Here is a 15,657-nt window from a genome sequence, read left to right as displayed (position 1 = left end):
GGGCCTTGCGCACGTCAAGGCAGTCGCGCCGCTGCGACCTTAACCTCACACCCGCCCCGCCGTCATGCCCTGCCCGGACCGTGGAACGGCCCGCGGGCCGCCGTGAGCGGGTACACCGCAGACATGACCCCTGAACGCATCGCCGCCCCCGGACTGCCCGACCGCGTCCACGGCGGCTGGCTGGGCCGGATCGCCGGCAACATGCTCGGCAAGCCCGTCGAGCAGGGCGAGGTGTGGACCCGCGACCGCATCGACCGCTATCTGCGGCGGACCGGCGCCCTGCCGCTGACCGACTACCTGCCCGAGCCCCTGGCCACCGGCGACGACGGCGACGGCGACGCCGCGCTGCTGCGGCCCGAGTGGCGGGCCTGCGTCCGCGGCCGGATCGACGGCAGCTGCCGCGACGACGACGTCGACTACGCCGTCCTCGGCCTGCACCTGCTGGAGACCCACGGCTTCGGCTTCAGCACCGAGCAGGTCGGCGACCTGTGGCTGCTGCGGCTGCCCTACCTGCAGACCTTCACCGCGGAGCGGGCGGCGTACCGGAACCTGGCCAAGGGGCTCAAGCCGCCGCTGACCGCCACCTACGACAACCCCTGCCAGGAGTGGATCGGCGCCCTGATCCGCGCCGACGTCCACGGCTGGACCAACCCCGGCGCCCCGCGCCGTGCCGCGCTGCTCGCCCGCCGGGACGCGGTGCTGTCGCACACCGGCAACGGCGTCTACGGCGCCATGTGGGCGGCGGCGCTGATCGCGGCGGCGTTCACGGCCCCGACCGTGCGGCACGCGCTGGACGAGGCCTTCGCCGTCGTCCCGGCGAGCAGCCGGCTGGCCCGCACCGTACGCCGAGTGATCTCCCTGCACGACGCCCGGCTGAGCTGGGAGGACACGCTGGCCACCGTCACGGAGGAGACCGCCGGGCTCGGCTGGATCCACGTCGTCCCGAACGCCGCCGTGCTCACCGCCGGGCTGCTGTACGGCGACGGCGACTTCACCCGCACCATCGCCCTCACCGTGCGCGGCGGGCTGGACACCGACTCCAACGGGGCGACGGCCGGGTCGGTGGCCGGAGTGCTGTGCGGTGCGGCGGCCATCCCGGCGCAGTGGACGGAGCCGCTGCGGGACACGGTGCGCAGTGCCGTCTTCGGGTTCGACGGCGTGCGCATCAGTGAGCTGGCCGAGCGCACGGTGCGCCTCGCGGAGGCCGGGCATCGACCGGCCCGGCCCCGGTTACCCTTCCGGGATGACCACGACACCTGACTACGCCACGTACATCGCCGGTCTGCCGCGCGTCCTGTGCGGTGCCGCCGCGCTGCTGCGGGACGCCGAGGGCCGGGTGCTGCTCGTCGAGCCCAACTACCGGGAGGGCTGGACGCTGCCCGGCGGCACGGTCGAGTCGGACGCCGGTGAGACCCCGCGGCAGGGGGCGCGGCGGGAGACGGCCGAGGAGATCGGCCTCGACGTCGAGCTGGGCCGGCTGCTGGTGGTGGACTGGGTACCGGGACCGGACCGGCCGCCGCTGGTGTCCTATCTGTACGACGGCGGGGTGCTCGGCGAGGAGGACCTCAAGGCGATCCGGCTCCAGGAGGAGGAGCTGCTGTCCTGGCGGCTGGTGCCCCGGGAGGAGCTGCCCGACCACCTGCTGGGCGCTCTGCTCGGCCGGGTGCTGGCCGGACTGGACGCCCTGGCGGAGAACGGCGGCACGGTGGAACTGGAGAACGGCCGCCGCGTCGGCTGACCGCCGCCCGTCAGCCTCCCTGGTGGTCCTGGGGCTTGGCGTCGACGGCGTGCAGCGCCTCGTCCCGCTCGGCGGTCCTGGCCTCGGTGCGGTGCCCGCGCTGGATGTAGTCGCGGACGACGAGCTCCACGGCGTCCTGCGGGGTGCCGACGCCGGCCAGCACCATGGCTTCCACCACGAGCTCGGCGTCCAGGGAGACGGTGACCTTGGCCATGCCGGGACGCTAGCACCCGGCGCCCCACCGCGGAAGGATTATCCGCTCGCCGCCCCGGTCCCGGGCGCCCTACGCTCGGGGCCATGAGCAAGCCCCTGGTCGCCCTCCTGACCGGTGCCGGCATCTCCACCGACTCCGGCATCCCCGACTACCGCGGTCCCCACGGTCTGTGGCGGCGCGATCCGGAGGCCGAGAAGCTCGTGACGTACGAGTACTACATGGGCGATCCGGAGATCCGGCGCCGTTCGTGGCGGATGCGGCGCGAGACCCACGCCCTGCGGGCCGAGCCGAACGCCGCGCACCGGGCGGTGGCCGGGCTGGAGCGGTCGGGGGTGCCGGTGCGGGTGATCACGCAGAACGTGGACGGGCTGCACCAGCTGGCCGGGATGCCCGCGCGCAAGGTCCTCGAACTGCACGGCAGCGCACACGGCGTCGTGTGCACCGGGTGCGGTGCGCGCGGCTCGATGCGGGACGCGCTCGCCCGGGTGGAGGCCGGCGAGGACGATCCGCCCTGCCTGGAGTGCGGCGGCATCCTGAAGTCCGCGACGGTGATGTTCGGCGAGCGGCTCGATCCGGTCGTGCTCGGCGAGGCGGTCGCCGTCGCCGAGGCCTGCGAGGTGTTCGTCGCCGTCGGCAGCAGCCTCCAGGTGCAGCCCGCCGCCGCGCTGGCCGGGGTGGCCGCCGACCACGGGGCCCGCCTGATCATCGTCAACGCCGAGCCGACGCCGTACGACGACCTGGCCGACGAGGTGCTCCGGGAGCCGATCGGCACGGCGCTGCCGGAGTTGCTGCGCACCCTCGCCGGTTAGAACAGCCCCGCTCCCCGTTCGAAGTCCAGCAGGCGGCGCTTGCGGTCCAGGCCGCCGCCGTAGCCGGTCAGGTCGCCGCTGGCGCCGACGACGCGGTGGCAGGGGACGATGATGCCGATCGGGTTGCGGCCGCCGGCGAGGCCGACGGCGCGGGAGGCGGCGGGGTTGCCGAGGGCGTCGGCGAGCCGGCCGTAGGTGCGGGTCTCGCCGTACGGGATGGTGCGCAGCGCGTCCCAGACCCTGCGCTGGAAGGGCGTGCCCCTCAGCCGCAGTTCCAGGGTGAAGTGCTTCAGGTCGCCGGCGAAGTACGCCCCGAGCTGGTCGAGGGCCTCGCCGAACGGCCGGTCGTCGCGTTCTCCGAAGGTCTCCTGCGGCGGGCGGTGGCGCTGGTCGGTCATGTAGAGGCCGCACAGGACGCCGTCCTCGGCGACGAGGGTGAGGGGGCCGTACGGGCTGTCGGTCACCGTGTGCTGTTTCACGGGTCTCCCTTACACGGGCAGGAAGTTGATGGGGTGGTCGTCGGTCGCCCACAGGTACTGGACGGCGTACGCCCGCCAGGGCCGCCAGGCGGCCGCGCGGGCGGTGAGCGCCGCCGGGGTGGACGGCAGTCCCAGCTCCCGTGCGGCGCGGCGGATGCCGAGGTCGGTGGGGAGGAAGGCGTCGGGGTCGCCGAGGGCGCGCATGGCGATGACGTCGGCCGTCCAGGGGCCGAAGCCGGGCAGCGCGAGGAGGCGCCGGCGGGTCTCGGCCCAGTCGCTGTCGACGCCGAGGCGGAGGGAGCCGTCGGCGAGGTGGCTCACGAGGGTGGCGAGGGTGGTGCGGCGGCTGCGCGGCATGGCCAGGGTCTCGGGGTCCGCCTCGGCCAGTGCGCCGGGCGAGGGGAAGAGGTGGGTGAGGCCGCCCTCGGGGTCCTCGACCGGTTCGCCGTGCGCGGTGACCAGGCGGGCGGCGTGGGTGCGGGCGGCGGCCGTGGAGACCTGCTGGCCGAGCACCGCCCGGACGGCGAACTCCGCCGCGTCGGCCGTGCGCGGCACCCGGCGCCCGGGTGCCTTGTCGACCAGGGGCGCCAGCAGCGGGTCGGTGCGCAGCCGGTCGTCGACCGCGACCGGGTCGGCGTCCAGGTCGAGCAGCCGGCGGCAGCGGCTGGTGGCGACGGGCAGGTCCCGCAGGTCGGTCAGGCTCAGCCGGCAGGCGATGTGGTCGGGCTGCGGGGTGAGCGCCACGATGCCGTGCCCGTACGGCAGCCGCAGGGTGCGGCGGTAGGCGCCGTCCCGCCACTCCTCCACGCCGGGTACGGCGGTGGCGGCGAGGTGGCCGAAGAGGTTGTCGGGGTTGAGCGGGGCCCGGAACGGCAGGCGCAGACAGAGGGCGCCGGGGGTGTGCGCCGCGGTCCCGGAGCGCCGGTTGCGCAGGTCGGTCGGGGCGAGCGCGTAGACCTCGCGGACGGTGTCGTTGAAGGTGCGGATGGAGGAGAAGCCCGCGGCGAAGGCGATCTCGGCCATCGGCAGCGCGGTCGTCTCGATCAGGAGCCGGGCGGTCTGGGCGCGCTGGGCGCGGGCCAGCGCGAGGGGGCCCGCGCCCAGCTCGGCGAGCAGCTGGCGTTCGATCTGCCGGGTGCTGTAGCCGAGCCGGGCGGCGAGTCCGGGCACGCCGTCGCGGTCCACGACGCCGTCGGCGATCAGCCGCATGGCGCGTGCGGTGAGGTCGGCGCGGCCGTTCCACTCCGGGGAGCCGGGCGTGGTGTCGGGGCGGCACCGCTTGCAGGCCCGGAACCCGGCCTGCTGGCAGGCCGCCGCGCTCGGGTGGAACGTCATGTTCTCCGGCTTGGGCGGCACCGCGGGGCAGCTGGGCCGGCAGTAGATGCCGGTGGACAGGACGGCCGTGAAGAACCAGCCGTCGAACCGGGCGTCCTTGGACAGCACTGCGCGGACGCAGCGTTCGGTGTGGGTGTGCATCCCCTTCTGCATGCGTCCAGGATGGTCGACGGCCCGGTCCGGGGCTGGCGAGAATCCGACATCAACCTTGCGTCTGCTGGTCCTCGCCGGATCGCCACGCCGTCTCGCGCAGCAGTCGCAGGCCGTTGAGGCCGACCAGCACGGTGGAGCCCTCGTGTCCGGCGACACCGAGCGGCAGCGGCAGGTGCCCGATGAGGTCCCACAGGACCAGGACGGTGATGAAGGTGCCCGCGATGACCAGGTTCTGCACCACCAGCCGGCGGGCGCGCCGGGACAGCCGTACCACCGCCGGCACGGCCGTCAGCTCGTCGCGGACCACGACGGCGTCCGCCGTCTCCAGGGCGAGGTCGGAGCCCGCGCGGCCCATGGCGACGCCGGCGTGGGCGGCGGCGAGCGCGGGGGCGTCGTTGACGCCGTCGCCGACGAACAGCACCGTGCGGCCGGCCCGCTCCAGGTCCCGTACGGCGGTGACCTTGTCCTCGGGCAGCAGACCGGCGCGGACGTCGGTGATGCCGGTGGCGTCGGCGACGCGTGCGGCGGCGCGGTCGTTGTCGCCGGTGAGGAGGGTGGGGGCGGTGCCGGTCAGGGCGGTGAGCGCGGCGGTGGCCCGGGCGGCGTCGACGCGGAGGCGGTCGGTGAGGGTGAGGGTGCCGACGGGGACGCCGTCGCGGACGACCTCGACGGTGGTCTCGTCGCCCTCGGGGGTCTCGGCGCGGCCGACCCGCACGTGGTGGCCGTCGACGACCGCGGTGACGCCCCGGCCGGGGATCGCCGTGAAGTCCCGGGCGTCGCCGGTCCGCAGTCCCCGGGCGCGGGCGGCGGCGACGACGGCGCGGGCCAGCGGGTGCTCGCTGGGATGCTCGGCGGCGGCGGCCAGCGCGAGCAGGGCGTCCTCGGTGAGGCCGGAGCCCGGCAGCGGGCGCACGGCGGTGACCTCGGGGGCGCCCTCGGTGAGGGTGCCGGTCTTGTCCAGGGCGGCGGTGTCGGTCTCGCCGAGGCGTTCCATGGCGACCGCCGACTTCACCAGGACGCCGTGCCGGCCGGCGTTGGCGATGGCGGACAGCAGCGGCGGCATGGTGGCGAGGACGACCGCGCAGGGCGAGGCGACGATCATGAAGGTCATGGCGCGCAGCAGGGCGTCGTCGAGGTCGGCGCCGAAGGCGAGCGGGACGCCGAAGACGGCGAGGGTGGCGACGACGACACCGACCGAGTAGCGCTGCTCGATCTTCTCGATGAACAGCTGGGTCGGGGCCTTGGTGCGGGAGGCCTCCTCGACCAGGGTGACGATCCGGGCGATCACCGAGTCGGCGGCGTCGCGCCCGACGCGGACGCGCAGCGCGCCGGTGCCGTTGAGGGTGCCGGCGAAGACCTCGTCGCCGGGACGCTTCAGGACGGGGAGGGGCTCGCCGGTGATGGTGGCCTGGTCGGCCTCGCTGGTGCCGTCGGTCACGGTGCCGTCGGCACCGATCCGCTCACCGGGCCGGACCAGCACCAGGTCGCCGACGCGCAGTTCCTCGGTGGGGACGGTCTCCTCGCGGCCGTCCTCGGTCAGCCGGGTGGCCGTGGTGGGGGCGAGGTCGAGCAGGCCGCGCACGGAGTCGGCGGTGCGGGCGGTGGCCAGGGCCTCCAGGGCGCCGGAGGTGGCGAAGATGACGATGAGCAGGGCGCCGTCGAGGACCTGCCCGATGGCGGCCGCGCCGAGGGCGGCGACGATCATCAGCAGATCGACGTCCAGGGTCTTGTCGCGCAGCGCACGCAGGCCCTCCAGCGCCGGTTCCCAGCCGCCGGCCACGTAGGCGACCGCGTAGAGCGGGCCGTGGGCCCAGGCGGGGGCGCCGGTGAGGTCGAGGGCGAGGGCGAGCAGGAAGGCGATCAGCGACAGGAGCGCCCAGCGGGCCTCGGGCAGGGCGAGGACACGGGTGCGGCGGCGCGGCGCCGAGCGGGTGGACGAGGGGACGGGGGTGGGAGCGAGCGTTGTGGACACGCGCAGCACCATACAGGAACAGATGAAGACCCGTTCATCCATTCATGGGTTGTGCGGGGGTGCGTAAGATGAGCGCATGGGTCATGGAGCCGTCACCACCGCGCAGGACGCCGGCACACGTGTGCGCCTGGACGCGGAGAACGCCGCGAAGGTCGCCACCACGCTCCAGGCCCTGTCCACGCCCTCCCGGCTGCTGATCCTGGCCCGGCTGCGCGAAGGCCCGCTGCCCGCGACCGAGTTGGCGGCCGAGGTCGGCATGGAGCAGTCGGCCTGCTCCCACCAGCTGCGGCTGCTGCGGAACCTGGGCCTCGTGGTGGGCGAGCGCCGCGGCCGGTCCGTGGTGTACACGCTGCACGACCACCATGTCGCCGAGCTGCTGGACCAGGCCGTGTACCACGTGGAGCACCTGCGGCTGGGGATCAGCGACACCGCGGAGTGAGCAGCCCGCTCATCGTCTCGGCGGCGCGTACGGCCGCGTCCGCGCAGCAGTTGTTGAACAGCACGTGCAGCTCGTCCACCTGCCGGGCGGTGCGCAGCAGCCGGGGTACGCGGGCGGCCAGTTCGGCGGCGGAGTAGTCGTGGCGGAACCGGTCCTCCTTGCCGCCCCTCCCCCAGGAGCGGCTGCGTCCGTGGAAGCGGACGACGGCGAGGCCGGGCCGGGTGACCGGCAGCACGGGCGGCAGTGAGCCGGGCAGGCCCTGCGCCATGTCCGTGCCGACGGCCGTCGCGCCGAGGGCGGACAGCAGGGCGCAGGTGGCGTCCGCGCGTTCGGCCTCCCACCACCCCGGGTGCCGGAACTCCACGGCGACCGGCCAGCCCTCGGTGCGCCGGGCGCAGGCCTGGAGCGTCTCCTCGGCCGAGTCGCCGGGCGCGAACCACGGTGGGAACTGGAACAGCACGGTGCCCAGCCGGCCGGCCTCGCGCAGCGGCCGGACCGCCTCGGCGAACCGGCCCCACACCTCGTCCAGCAGCGCCTCGCCGGCCCGCCCGCGCCGCAGCGCGCCGGGATCGGCCCGGCGCAGGTCGGCGGGGAGTGCCTCGACGCGCGTGGGGTGGCCGGTCAGCAGCGAGAAGGCCTTGACGTCGAAGCGGAAGGCGTCGGGGGTGCGCTCCACCCACAGCTCGCTGTTGCGCCGGCTCGGCAACGCGTAGTACCCGGCGTCCACTTCGACCACGGGCAGCCGGGAGGCGTAGTGCCTCAGCCGCCCCTCGGCGTCCCGCCGTCCCCGTGGATACCAGCCGCTCGCGACCAGGTGCCGGTCCGTCCAGGAACACGCGCCGACCCGTACCTCGCCCATGGGAGCCCGGTTACCCCGGGCTCCCGGCGCGATCCCTAGTCGGTCGCCGTGGGCCGCCGCGAGGCCGCCGTCGCCTTCTTCACATCGGTCAGCGGGCGCAGCCGGTAGGTGTAGGAGTAGTCCCGGTCGGCGAACAGCTTGAACTCGTCGTGGGTGTGCGCGCCCCAGCTGTTGTCGCCGCCGACGCCCGTCTGACGGTGGTTCAGCCGCAGCACGACCGCGTCGCGCGGGGTGAGCTGGTAGTCGTGGCGCACCCCGGACGACAGGTCCTCCGGCGTGAAGTGCGAGGCGTTGACCTCCAGCAGGGGTTCGCCCGAGGCGAGCAGGCCGACGCCGCGGCGGTCGGTGAGGGCGACCCAGCGCACGTCGGTCTTGTTGCCGTTCTCCTGCGGGCGGATGTAGGGCGTCCACTGCTCGGCGACGGTTCCCGAGTACCGGCCCACGTCGGTGCCGGTGTTGCGGTCCCAGTGGTTCTCCTCGGGGCCGCGTCCGTACCAGTGCAGCCGGTCCAGGCCGCGGGGCAGGAACAGCATCGTGCCGACCTCGGGGAGGTAGGGCAGGTTCGCGGCGCCGGGGTGCAGGGTGTTGTCGACCTTGATCTCGGCGTTGCCGAACACCGTGTAGGTGGTGGTGTACGCCGACTCCGTGGTGGTCGGCAGGGTGCCGGCGACCCTGATCTCGACGGCCCGGTCGCCGAGGGCGCGGACCGTCACCTCCGTCACCCTGCGGCGGGCCCCGGCGTCCCGCCAGGTCTGGTTGCGCAGGTGCTGGCCGTTGCCGCGGTCGTTGTCGGTGGGCGCCCGCCAGAAGTTGGGCACGGGCCCGGAGGTGATCAGGCGGGTGCCGTTCGCCTCGAAGGAGGTGATGGTGCCGCTGCGCTTGTCGACGGTGACCGAGAAGCCGCGGCCGTCGACCGTGACCTCGTCGTCGCCGTCGCGGTGGCGCAGGGCCGGGACGCGGTCCAGGGGCACGGGGGTCACGGCGGGCACGTCCGCGTCGAGCGGGAGCTGCTGCCGGGCGACCTCGAAACCGGCCTTCGCCCAGGGTGTGGCCTCCTTGGTGGTGAAGGACAGTTCGAGGAAGAACTCGGTGCCCGGCGCCGGGTCGTCCGGCAGCCGTACGGGCACGGTGATGTCCTTCTCGGACAGCGGTTCCACGGCCAGCTGGTCGCGGGTGAGCCGTCCGCGCCGTACGACCCGGCCGTCGGCGACGAGCTGCCAGTGGCCGTCGAACTCGCGCAGGCCGGTGAAGAGGTACTCGTTGACGAGGGTGACCGCGCCGGGGCCGCCGGGCCGCTTGCGGACGCCGATCGCCTGGTGGACGCGCTTGATCTCGGCGGCCTTGCCGGTGTGGCCGCGGTCGGCGGTGACGATGCCGTCGGCGACGAAGTTGCCGTCGTTGGGGTTGTCGCCCCAGTCGCCGCCGTAGGCGAAGAAGGTCTTCTCCTCCGGCCGCTTCCGCTCCACCTCGACGGTCCGGGCGTCGAACCAGAACCGCACGCCGTCGTCGCCGGGCCCGCGGTCGTCGTCGGCGAGTTCGGCGGCGGTCAGGGCGCGGGCGTAGACGCGGGCGCGGCGGATGGTGCCGCTGAACTCGCGGACCTGGTTGTCGGCGTCGGTGGCCAGGGCGAGCGGCGCGGCGGTGACGTCCGGCCGGCGGTCGGTGGTGCGGGTCGCCCGCCGGACGCCGTCGGCGTACAGGGCGAGGGTGCCGGCGTCCGCGTCGAAGACGCCCGCGACGTGGTGCTCGCGGCCGGTCCAGTCCTCCGGCACGGTCCAGGTGGCGGTGATCCACCGGCCGCCGGAGTGGATGAAGAACTCCAGCGTGCGGCCGTTCTGCTTCAGGGCGTACTGGGTGTCGCCCTTGGCGATGATCGGCTGGTGGTAGCCGGTCACGTCCGGGGTGACCCAGGCCTCCAGCGTGAGCGAGCCGGTGAGGTCCAGGCGTTCGTCGCGGGCGAAGACGGTGCCGCCCGACAGGCCCTCGGCGGGGTCGAAGGTGCCGGAGGCGGCGAGGATCTCGCCGCGCAGCCGGGCGGGGCCGGTCTCGGTGAGCAGGGTGCGCCGCGGGACCGGCCAGCTCAGCGACTGGTCGGCGAAGTCCCAGATCCAGCCGCCCTGGAGGACGTCGTGGCGGCGGACGAGGTCCCAGTACTTCTTGAAGTTGCCGTTGGAGTTCCCCATCGCGTGGGAGTACTCGATCATCACGTAGGGCCGGGTGTCGGAGGTGTCCTTCGCCCGCTGTTCGACGCGCTGGGGCGTGTCGTACATCTCCGAGCGGATGTCGCTGATCCCCGGGCGGTCGTCGCCCTCGTACTGGATGACCCGGGTGGGGTCGTAGGAGCGGATCCAGTCGTGCATGGCGGTGAAGGTGCTGCCGCCGCCGGCCTCGTTGCCGAGGGACCAGATGACGACCGAGGCGTGGTTCTTGTCGCGGTGCACCATGTTCTGGGCCCGGGCCACGCAGGCCTTCGTCCACTCGGGGTGGTCGCCGGGGTACTCGTCGCGGATGCCGTGCGTCTCCAGGTTGGTCTCGTCGACGAGGTAGAGGCCGTACTCGTCGGCGAGTTCGTACCACAGCGGGTTGTTCGGGTAGTGCGAGGTGCGGACGCTGTTCATGTTCATCCGCTTGATGACCGTGATGTCCTCGATCATGTCCTCGCGGGTGAGCGCGATGCCGCGGGCCGGGTGCATCTCGTGGCGGTTGGTGCCGCGGAAGGAGACGGGTCTGCCGTTGATGCGCATCAGGCCGTCCTTGAGCGCGAACTCACGGAAGCCGACGCGGTGCGAGAGGGTCTCGATCACCTTTCCGGCCGGGTCGCGCAGGCGGAGGACGGCGGTGTAGAGGTACGGGTGCTCGGCCGACCAGAGCCTGGGCGCGCGGACGGCCTTGGCGGCCCGCACGGTGACGTCCTCGCCGACGCTCACCGTGGAGAGGTCGGCGGGCTGCTCCAGCGGGCGGGACCAGACGGCGTGGCCGGCGGCGTCGTAGAGCCGGGTCTCCACGGTGTACCGCCCCGCGTCGCCGCCGCCGTAGGCGCGCACGCTCGCGGTGACGGACAGCTCGGCGTCGCTGTAGGTGGCGTTCAGCGGGGTGTCCAGCTTGAAGTCGCGCAGGTGCACGGCCGGGGTGGAGTACAGGTAGACCGAGCGGAAGATGCCGCTCAGCCGGATCATGTCCTGGTCCTCCAGCCAGTCGCCGTCGGAGTAGCGGTAGACCTCGACGGCGATCTGGTTGGTGCCGGGCCGGAGGTGGTCGGTGATGTCGTACTCGGAGGGGGTGAAGGAGTCCTCGTCGTAGCCCACCGGCCGGCCGTTGATCCACACGTAGTGCGCGGACTTGACACCCTCGAAGTGCAGGAAGGTGCGCCGGCCCGACCAGTCGCGGGGGACGGTGAAGGTGCGCCGGTACTGGCCGACCGGGCTGTAGCGGGTCGGCGGCGTGGGGGGCCGCGGGTCCTCGCCCCGGCCGTTGGGGCCCCAGTACGGGTAGGTGATGTTGAGGTAGATCGGGAAGTCGTGGCCGTGCAGCTGCCAGACGGAGGGCACCGGGATGGTCTCCCAGTCGCCGTCGTCGAGGTCGGTGCGGTGGAAGTCCGGGTCGCGGTCGTCGGGGCGGTCGGCGTAGGCGAACTTCCAGGTGCCGTCGAGGCTCAGGCGGTACGGCGAGCGGGTGCGGTCGCCGGCCAGGGCCTGGGAGACGTCCGCGTACGGCATCAGCGTGGTGTGCGGGGGCTCGGTGCCGAGCCGGAAGACACCGAAGTCGTGCCAGGCCGGGGGGCCGTCGGGGGCGGCGGGGGCGCGGCCGGCCGCGTGCGCCGCGGGCTGCGACGCGGACAGCGCGAGGGCGCCGAAGAAGGCGGCCCCGCCCTCCAGCAGCCGGCGGCGGCTGACGAGCGGGCGGGGGCGGGGGGCGGCGTGGGGGCCGGCGGGTGACACGGGCGAGTGCTGCGGCATGACCGTGGCCTTCCGTGGGCGTCGGTTCGGGGGCGGCTCAACGCACGGTGTTCGTCGGCAGTCGGCACCGGGCCGGCCGGCAACTGCCGGTGACGGGGCGACGACTGAGTCAGCCACACCCTAAGAGCCGAACACAATCGAATCAATCACCGTGTCGGAGTCTGTGCGTTCCTGAGAGACGCGGGGCCGGCGGCCGTCTCCGGCCACCGGCCCCCTCCCCCGGTCCGTGCTCCGGGTCAGCGGGGCTGGACCCCCGGCCGGCCCGACTCGATCACGAAGGACCTGTCCGTGCGGACCGGGGCGCCGGGCCGGGTGACGTGGTCGACCACCCGGTAGTCGGCGGTGTACTCGTCCTTGGTCACGCGGCAGCGCACATAGCCGCGGCGGTTGCTGTAGTACTTGGTGTGCGGGTTCTCGTCCCAGTACACCCGGCCCGGGTCGTGGGAGTCGGTGCCGTCGCCGCCCGAGGTGATCGACGTGGTGACGAACTCGCTGCCCAGCACCGGGGTCTGAGGTCGCTCGAAGTCGCGGCGCAGGTCGTTGGTCCAGTTGGCGTGCACGTCGCCGGTGAGCACCACGAAGTTCTCGATGCCGCGCTCCTCGACGAAGCCGAGCACCCGGTCGCGGGAGACCCGGTAGCCGTCCCAGCCGTCGTTGTAGCCGCCGTCGTCCTCCCCGGCCACGGCGTCCCAGTTGGCGAAGTAGATCTGCTGCGGGAGCACGTTCCACCGGGACCGCGAGCGGGCGAGGCCGCGCTCCAGCCAGGCGTGCTGCTCGTCGCCGAGGATCGTGGCGTTCGGGTCCCACTGCTCGGGCCCGGAGACCTGCCACTTGTCGCCGTAGGGCTGGTCGGTGCGGTACTGGCGGGTGTCCAGCACGCTGAAGGTGGCCGTGGCGCCGAACTCCAGCCGGCGGTACAGCGGCAGGGCCGTGTCCACCGGCTTGCGGAACCGGCGCAGCGGCATGTGCTCCCAGTAGGCCTGGTAGGCGGCCCGGCGGCGGGCGGCGAAGCGGGCGGTGGTGTCGTTGCCCTGGGCGGGGTCGCTGTTCTCGGGGCTGAGGTCGGCGTAGTTGTTGTCGGTCTCGTGGTCGTCCCAGGTGACCACGAACGGCGCCGTGGCGTGCAGCAGCCGCAGGTCGGGGTCGGTCTTGTACTGGGCGTGCCGCTGCCGGTACTCGTCGAGGGTGTTCATCTCGTCGCCGATGTGGGTGCGCACCTTGCCGTTGACGCCGGCCGCGTACTCGTAGAGGTAGTCGCCGAGGTGGAAGACGACGTCCGGCCGCTCCTCGGCCATGTGCCGGTACGCCGTGAAGTGCCCCTGCTCCCAGTTGGCGCAGGACGCGAAGGCGAATTCGACGGCGGGTGCGGTGCCGGGGGCCGGGGCGGTGCGGGTGCGGCCGGCCGGGGAGACGGCCCGGCCGGCGCGGAAGCGGTAGAAGTACTCGTGGTGCGGGCGCAGGCCGCGCACGTCGGCGTGGACGGTGTGCGCCTCCTCGGGCCGGGCGACCTCCACGCCGCGGCGGACGACGCGCCGGAACCGTGCGTCGAGGGCGACCTCCCACTGCACGGGGACGGGGTGCCGGGGCATGCCGCCGCCGAACTCCAGGGGTTTCGGGGCGAGTCGGGTCCACAGGACCACTCCGTCGGGCAGCGGGTCGCCGGATGCGACGCCGAGCCGGAACGGGTCGGCCGGGACGCGCTGCGGGGCCGCGGCGACGGGTGCGACGCCGGTGCCGAGCAGCACCGCGCCGGCGCCGGCCCCGGCGATCCCGAGGAATCCCCTTCTCTTCAGGGAGCTGTCCATGCTGGTGCGCGGCGGGGTCATCGAACCTCCAGGCGGCGGATGGCTGCGGACCACACCAGCCAAGCGGCGCCGGATGAACCCCGGCCGGGAAGCTCGTTGCCCTAGTTTGACGGATACATGTCGAGCAGCCGGAGTCCGTGCTACCGGGAGGCCGCCCGCGCGGGAACGGCGGCTGTCAGATCCGTGAAGTGGACCGTGTGGTCGCACCACCGGTCGAGCAGCGTGCGGTCGTGGCCGACGGCCAGCAGCCCGGCGCCGGTCTCGGCCCGGTACTCCTCCACGACCCGGACCAGGGCGGCGGTGGTCGAGGCGTCGAGCATCGCCGTCATCTCGTCGCAGACCAGCCAGCGCGGGCGCAGCACCAGGGCGCGGGCCAGGCAGGCGCGTTGCAGCTGGCCGTCGCTGACCTCGTGCGGACGCCGGGTCAGCAGCTCGCCGGTCAGCCCGACCGTGGCGGCGAGTTCGCCGACGCGGTCGGTGACCGCCTCGCGCCGCCCGGTGGCGCGCAGCGGTTCGGCGATCAGGTCGGTGAGCGTCAGGCGGGGGTCGGCGGACAGCCGCGCCTGCTGGAAGACGACGCCGAACGCGGTGCGCAGGGCGCGCGGGGCGCGGTGGCGCCAGCGGCGTACGGGTTCGCCGTCGACGACGACGGTGCCGGCGTCGGGCCGGTGCAGCAGGGCCGCGACCCGGGCGAGGGTGGACTTGCCGCAGCCGCTGGGGCCGAGCAGCCCGATGGACTCCCCGGGGGCGACGGTCAGCGACACGTCCCGGATCACGGGGGCGTTCCGGGTGTATCCGGCGGTGATGGCACGCAGCTCAAGCACGGTCGGCGGCCTCCGTCGGGGCGGTGTGCGGGTGGTGGCAGGCGACCGTGCCGGACAGCGGCGGCAGCACGGAGCAGGCGTCGCTCGCGCGCTCGCAGCGGGCGGCGAACGCGCAGCCGTCGGGCAGGGCGCCGAGTTCGGGCGGCAGGCCGGGAATGGGGGCGAAGGCGCGGTCGGGCAGCGCCTGGAGCAGGCCCCGGCTGTACGGGTGGCGGGGGCCGGGTTCGCCGAAGAAGCCGGCGGCGTCGGCGAGTTCGACGATGCGGCCGGCGTACATCACGGCGACGCGGTCGGCGATGCGCTCGGCGGCGGCCAGATCGTGGGTGATCATCAGCAGGGCGCGGCCGGTGCCGTCCGTGCCGGCGTCGACGTGCCGGCGCAGTTCGTCGACGGTGCGGTCCACCAGGTCCCGGTCGAGTCCCGTGGTGGGTTCGTCGGCGAGCAGCAGCGGGGCGTCGCCGACGAGGGCGAGGGCGGTGGCGGCGCGCTGGGCGAGGCCGCCGGACAGCTCGTGCGGGTGGCGGTCGAGGTGGTCGACGGGGAACGCGGCGCGTGCGGCGGCGGCCTCGGCGGCGGTGCGCAGGGCCGCGCCGCCCCGGGTGCCGGTCAGTGCCGCGACGGTCTCCTCCAGTTGGGAGCGGATGGTGCGCACGGGCGTCAGGTGGGCGGCCGGGCTCTGCGGGACGAGGCCGATCAGCCGGCCGCGCACGGAGCGGGCGAGGGTGCGCTCGTCGGCGGCCAGCAGGTCGAGGCCGCGGCCGGCGTCGCCGGAGCCGTAGCCGTAGCCGAGCCGGGCCTCGCCCGCGGTCTGGGCGTTGCCGGGGAGCAGGCCCAGCAGGGCGGAGGCGAGCACGGACTTGCCGCAGCCGCTCTCGCCGATCAGCGCCAGGCACTCGCCGGCCGCGACGTCGAAGTGCGCGTCGGTGACGGCGGCGACCGGACGCCCGCCCGGCATGCGGAACCGCACCGACAGCCCGCGCACCGACAGCACGGGGGCGCGCCCGGCCGTCACACCGGGCCGCTTGTCGCGCACGGCGTCCGTCGCGGCGTTCCTGTCCGTCATGGCGTCCACCA

The 15,657-nt window shown here is 74.3% G+C and carries 13 protein-coding genes; 4 read left to right on the top strand and 9 right to left on the bottom strand.

The annotated features are described in order from the left end of the window. The first annotated feature begins 123 nt into the window (after nucleotides 1–123). Nucleotides 124–1,260 carry an ADP-ribosylglycohydrolase family protein gene (locus ACZ45Q_RS16915; protein WP_468261258.1) on the top strand — a complete coding sequence of 379 codons (1,137 nt, stop codon included), beginning with the start codon at nucleotides 124–126 and terminating at the stop codon, nucleotides 1,258–1,260. Then, nucleotides 1,244–1,738 carry an NUDIX domain-containing protein gene (locus tag ACZ45Q_RS16910; RefSeq protein WP_468261255.1) on the top strand — a complete coding sequence of 165 codons (495 nt, stop codon included), beginning with the start codon at nucleotides 1,244–1,246 and terminating at the stop codon, nucleotides 1,736–1,738. Before ACZ45Q_RS16915 ends, ACZ45Q_RS16910 begins: the two co-directional genes overlap by 17 nt. A gap of 10 nt (nucleotides 1,739–1,748) precedes the next feature. Here the strand turns inward: ACZ45Q_RS16910 and ACZ45Q_RS16905 are convergent, their stop codons facing one another. Then, nucleotides 1,749–1,952, bottom strand: a complete 204-nt coding sequence (locus ACZ45Q_RS16905) for a type II toxin-antitoxin system VapB family antitoxin (protein WP_468261252.1) — start codon at nucleotides 1,950–1,952, stop codon at nucleotides 1,749–1,751. Between the two features lie 83 nt (nucleotides 1,953–2,035). On the opposite strand from ACZ45Q_RS16905, the gene ACZ45Q_RS16900 reads away from it, so the two are divergent. Continuing rightward, complete coding sequence (locus tag ACZ45Q_RS16900; RefSeq protein ID WP_468261249.1) at nucleotides 2,036–2,761, top strand: SIR2 family NAD-dependent protein deacylase; 726 nt, start codon at nucleotides 2,036–2,038, stop codon at nucleotides 2,759–2,761. Here ACZ45Q_RS16900 and ACZ45Q_RS16895 read toward each other — a convergent pair. The 3 genes from ACZ45Q_RS16895 to ACZ45Q_RS16885 all read right to left on the bottom strand — a co-directional run bounded on the left by ACZ45Q_RS16895 (nucleotide 2,758) and on the right by ACZ45Q_RS16885 (nucleotide 6,712). Next, the gene (locus ACZ45Q_RS16895; RefSeq protein WP_468261247.1) at nucleotides 2,758–3,240 is read right to left on the bottom strand and encodes a methylated-DNA--[protein]-cysteine S-methyltransferase; all 483 of its coding nucleotides are present in this window, start codon (nucleotides 3,238–3,240) and stop codon (nucleotides 2,758–2,760) included. The genes ACZ45Q_RS16900 and ACZ45Q_RS16895 overlap by 4 nt on opposite strands. Nucleotides 3,241–3,249: 9 nt before the next feature. After that, on the bottom strand, nucleotides 3,250–4,716 hold the full coding sequence (locus ACZ45Q_RS16890) for an AlkA N-terminal domain-containing protein (protein WP_468261799.1): 1,467 nt from the start codon (nucleotides 4,714–4,716) through the stop codon (nucleotides 3,250–3,252). Nucleotides 4,717–4,777: 61 nt separating this feature from the next. Further along, entirely contained in the window at nucleotides 4,778–6,712 is a 1,935-nt protein-coding gene (locus tag ACZ45Q_RS16885) for a heavy metal translocating P-type ATPase (protein ID WP_468261796.1), read from the bottom strand. Nucleotides 6,713–6,776: 64 nt separating this feature from the next. Here ACZ45Q_RS16885 and ACZ45Q_RS16880 point away from each other — a divergent pair, with 64 nt between their 5' ends. Beyond that, the gene (locus ACZ45Q_RS16880; protein WP_468261245.1) at nucleotides 6,777–7,139 is read left to right on the top strand and encodes an ArsR/SmtB family transcription factor; all 363 of its coding nucleotides are present in this window, start codon (nucleotides 6,777–6,779) and stop codon (nucleotides 7,137–7,139) included. Here ACZ45Q_RS16880 and ACZ45Q_RS16875 read toward each other — a convergent pair. The 5 genes from ACZ45Q_RS16875 to ACZ45Q_RS16855 all read right to left on the bottom strand — a co-directional run bounded on the left by ACZ45Q_RS16875 (nucleotide 7,120) and on the right by ACZ45Q_RS16855 (nucleotide 15,646). Then, complete coding sequence (locus tag ACZ45Q_RS16875) at nucleotides 7,120–7,998, bottom strand: DUF72 domain-containing protein (RefSeq protein WP_468261242.1); 879 nt, start codon at nucleotides 7,996–7,998, stop codon at nucleotides 7,120–7,122. The genes ACZ45Q_RS16880 and ACZ45Q_RS16875 overlap by 20 nt on opposite strands. Nucleotides 7,999–8,033: 35 nt before the next feature. Further along, the gene (locus ACZ45Q_RS16870) at nucleotides 8,034–11,954 is read right to left on the bottom strand and encodes a glycoside hydrolase family 2 TIM barrel-domain containing protein (protein WP_468261240.1); all 3,921 of its coding nucleotides are present in this window, start codon (nucleotides 11,952–11,954) and stop codon (nucleotides 8,034–8,036) included. Between the two features lie 236 nt (nucleotides 11,955–12,190). Continuing rightward, entirely contained in the window at nucleotides 12,191–13,780 is a 1,590-nt protein-coding gene (locus ACZ45Q_RS16865; RefSeq protein ID WP_468261237.1) for an alkaline phosphatase D family protein, read from the bottom strand. A gap of 119 nt (nucleotides 13,781–13,899) precedes the next feature. Continuing rightward, nucleotides 13,900–14,583, bottom strand: coding sequence for an ABC transporter ATP-binding protein (locus tag ACZ45Q_RS16860; protein WP_468261234.1), 684 nt, complete (start codon nucleotides 14,581–14,583; stop codon nucleotides 13,900–13,902). Beyond that, nucleotides 14,576–15,646, bottom strand: coding sequence for an ABC transporter ATP-binding protein (locus ACZ45Q_RS16855; protein WP_468261793.1), 1,071 nt, complete (start codon nucleotides 15,644–15,646; stop codon nucleotides 14,576–14,578). Before ACZ45Q_RS16855 ends, ACZ45Q_RS16860 begins: the two co-directional genes overlap by 8 nt. Nucleotides 15,647–15,657: the final 11 nt, after the last annotated feature.

This window comes from Streptomyces sp. NPDC031049 (genome assembly GCF_055571015.1).
The sequence above is the reverse complement of the archived record's forward strand: the minus strand, read 5'-3'. Positions and strand labels throughout refer to the sequence as shown.

Bases quoted from the DNA above. Each gene is read 5' to 3' on its own strand.
- ACZ45Q_RS16900 (WP_468261249.1), top strand. From the start codon at position 2,036: ATGAGCAAGCCCCTGGTCGCCCTCCTGACCGGTGCCGGCATCTCCACC.
- ACZ45Q_RS16915 (WP_468261258.1), top strand. From the start codon at position 124: ATGACCCCTGAACGCATCGCCGCCCCCGGACTGCCCGACCGCGTCCAC.
- ACZ45Q_RS16875 (WP_468261242.1), bottom strand. From the start codon at position 7,998: ATGGGCGAGGTACGGGTCGGCGCGTGTTCCTGGACGGACCGGCACCTG.
- ACZ45Q_RS16905 (WP_468261252.1), bottom strand. From the start codon at position 1,952: ATGGCCAAGGTCACCGTCTCCCTGGACGCCGAGCTCGTGGTGGAAGCC.
- ACZ45Q_RS16865 (WP_468261237.1), bottom strand. From the start codon at position 13,780: ATGACCCCGCCGCGCACCAGCATGGACAGCTCCCTGAAGAGAAGGGGA.
- ACZ45Q_RS16880 (WP_468261245.1), top strand. From the start codon at position 6,777: ATGGGTCATGGAGCCGTCACCACCGCGCAGGACGCCGGCACACGTGTG.
- ACZ45Q_RS16910 (WP_468261255.1), top strand. From the start codon at position 1,244: ATGACCACGACACCTGACTACGCCACGTACATCGCCGGTCTGCCGCGC.
- ACZ45Q_RS16890 (WP_468261799.1), bottom strand. From the start codon at position 4,716: ATGCACACCCACACCGAACGCTGCGTCCGCGCAGTGCTGTCCAAGGAC.
- ACZ45Q_RS16885 (WP_468261796.1), bottom strand. From the start codon at position 6,712: ATGGTGCTGCGCGTGTCCACAACGCTCGCTCCCACCCCCGTCCCCTCG.
- ACZ45Q_RS16855 (WP_468261793.1), bottom strand. From the start codon at position 15,646: ATGACGGACAGGAACGCCGCGACGGACGCCGTGCGCGACAAGCGGCCC.
- ACZ45Q_RS16870 (WP_468261240.1), bottom strand. From the start codon at position 11,954: ATGCCGCAGCACTCGCCCGTGTCACCCGCCGGCCCCCACGCCGCCCCC.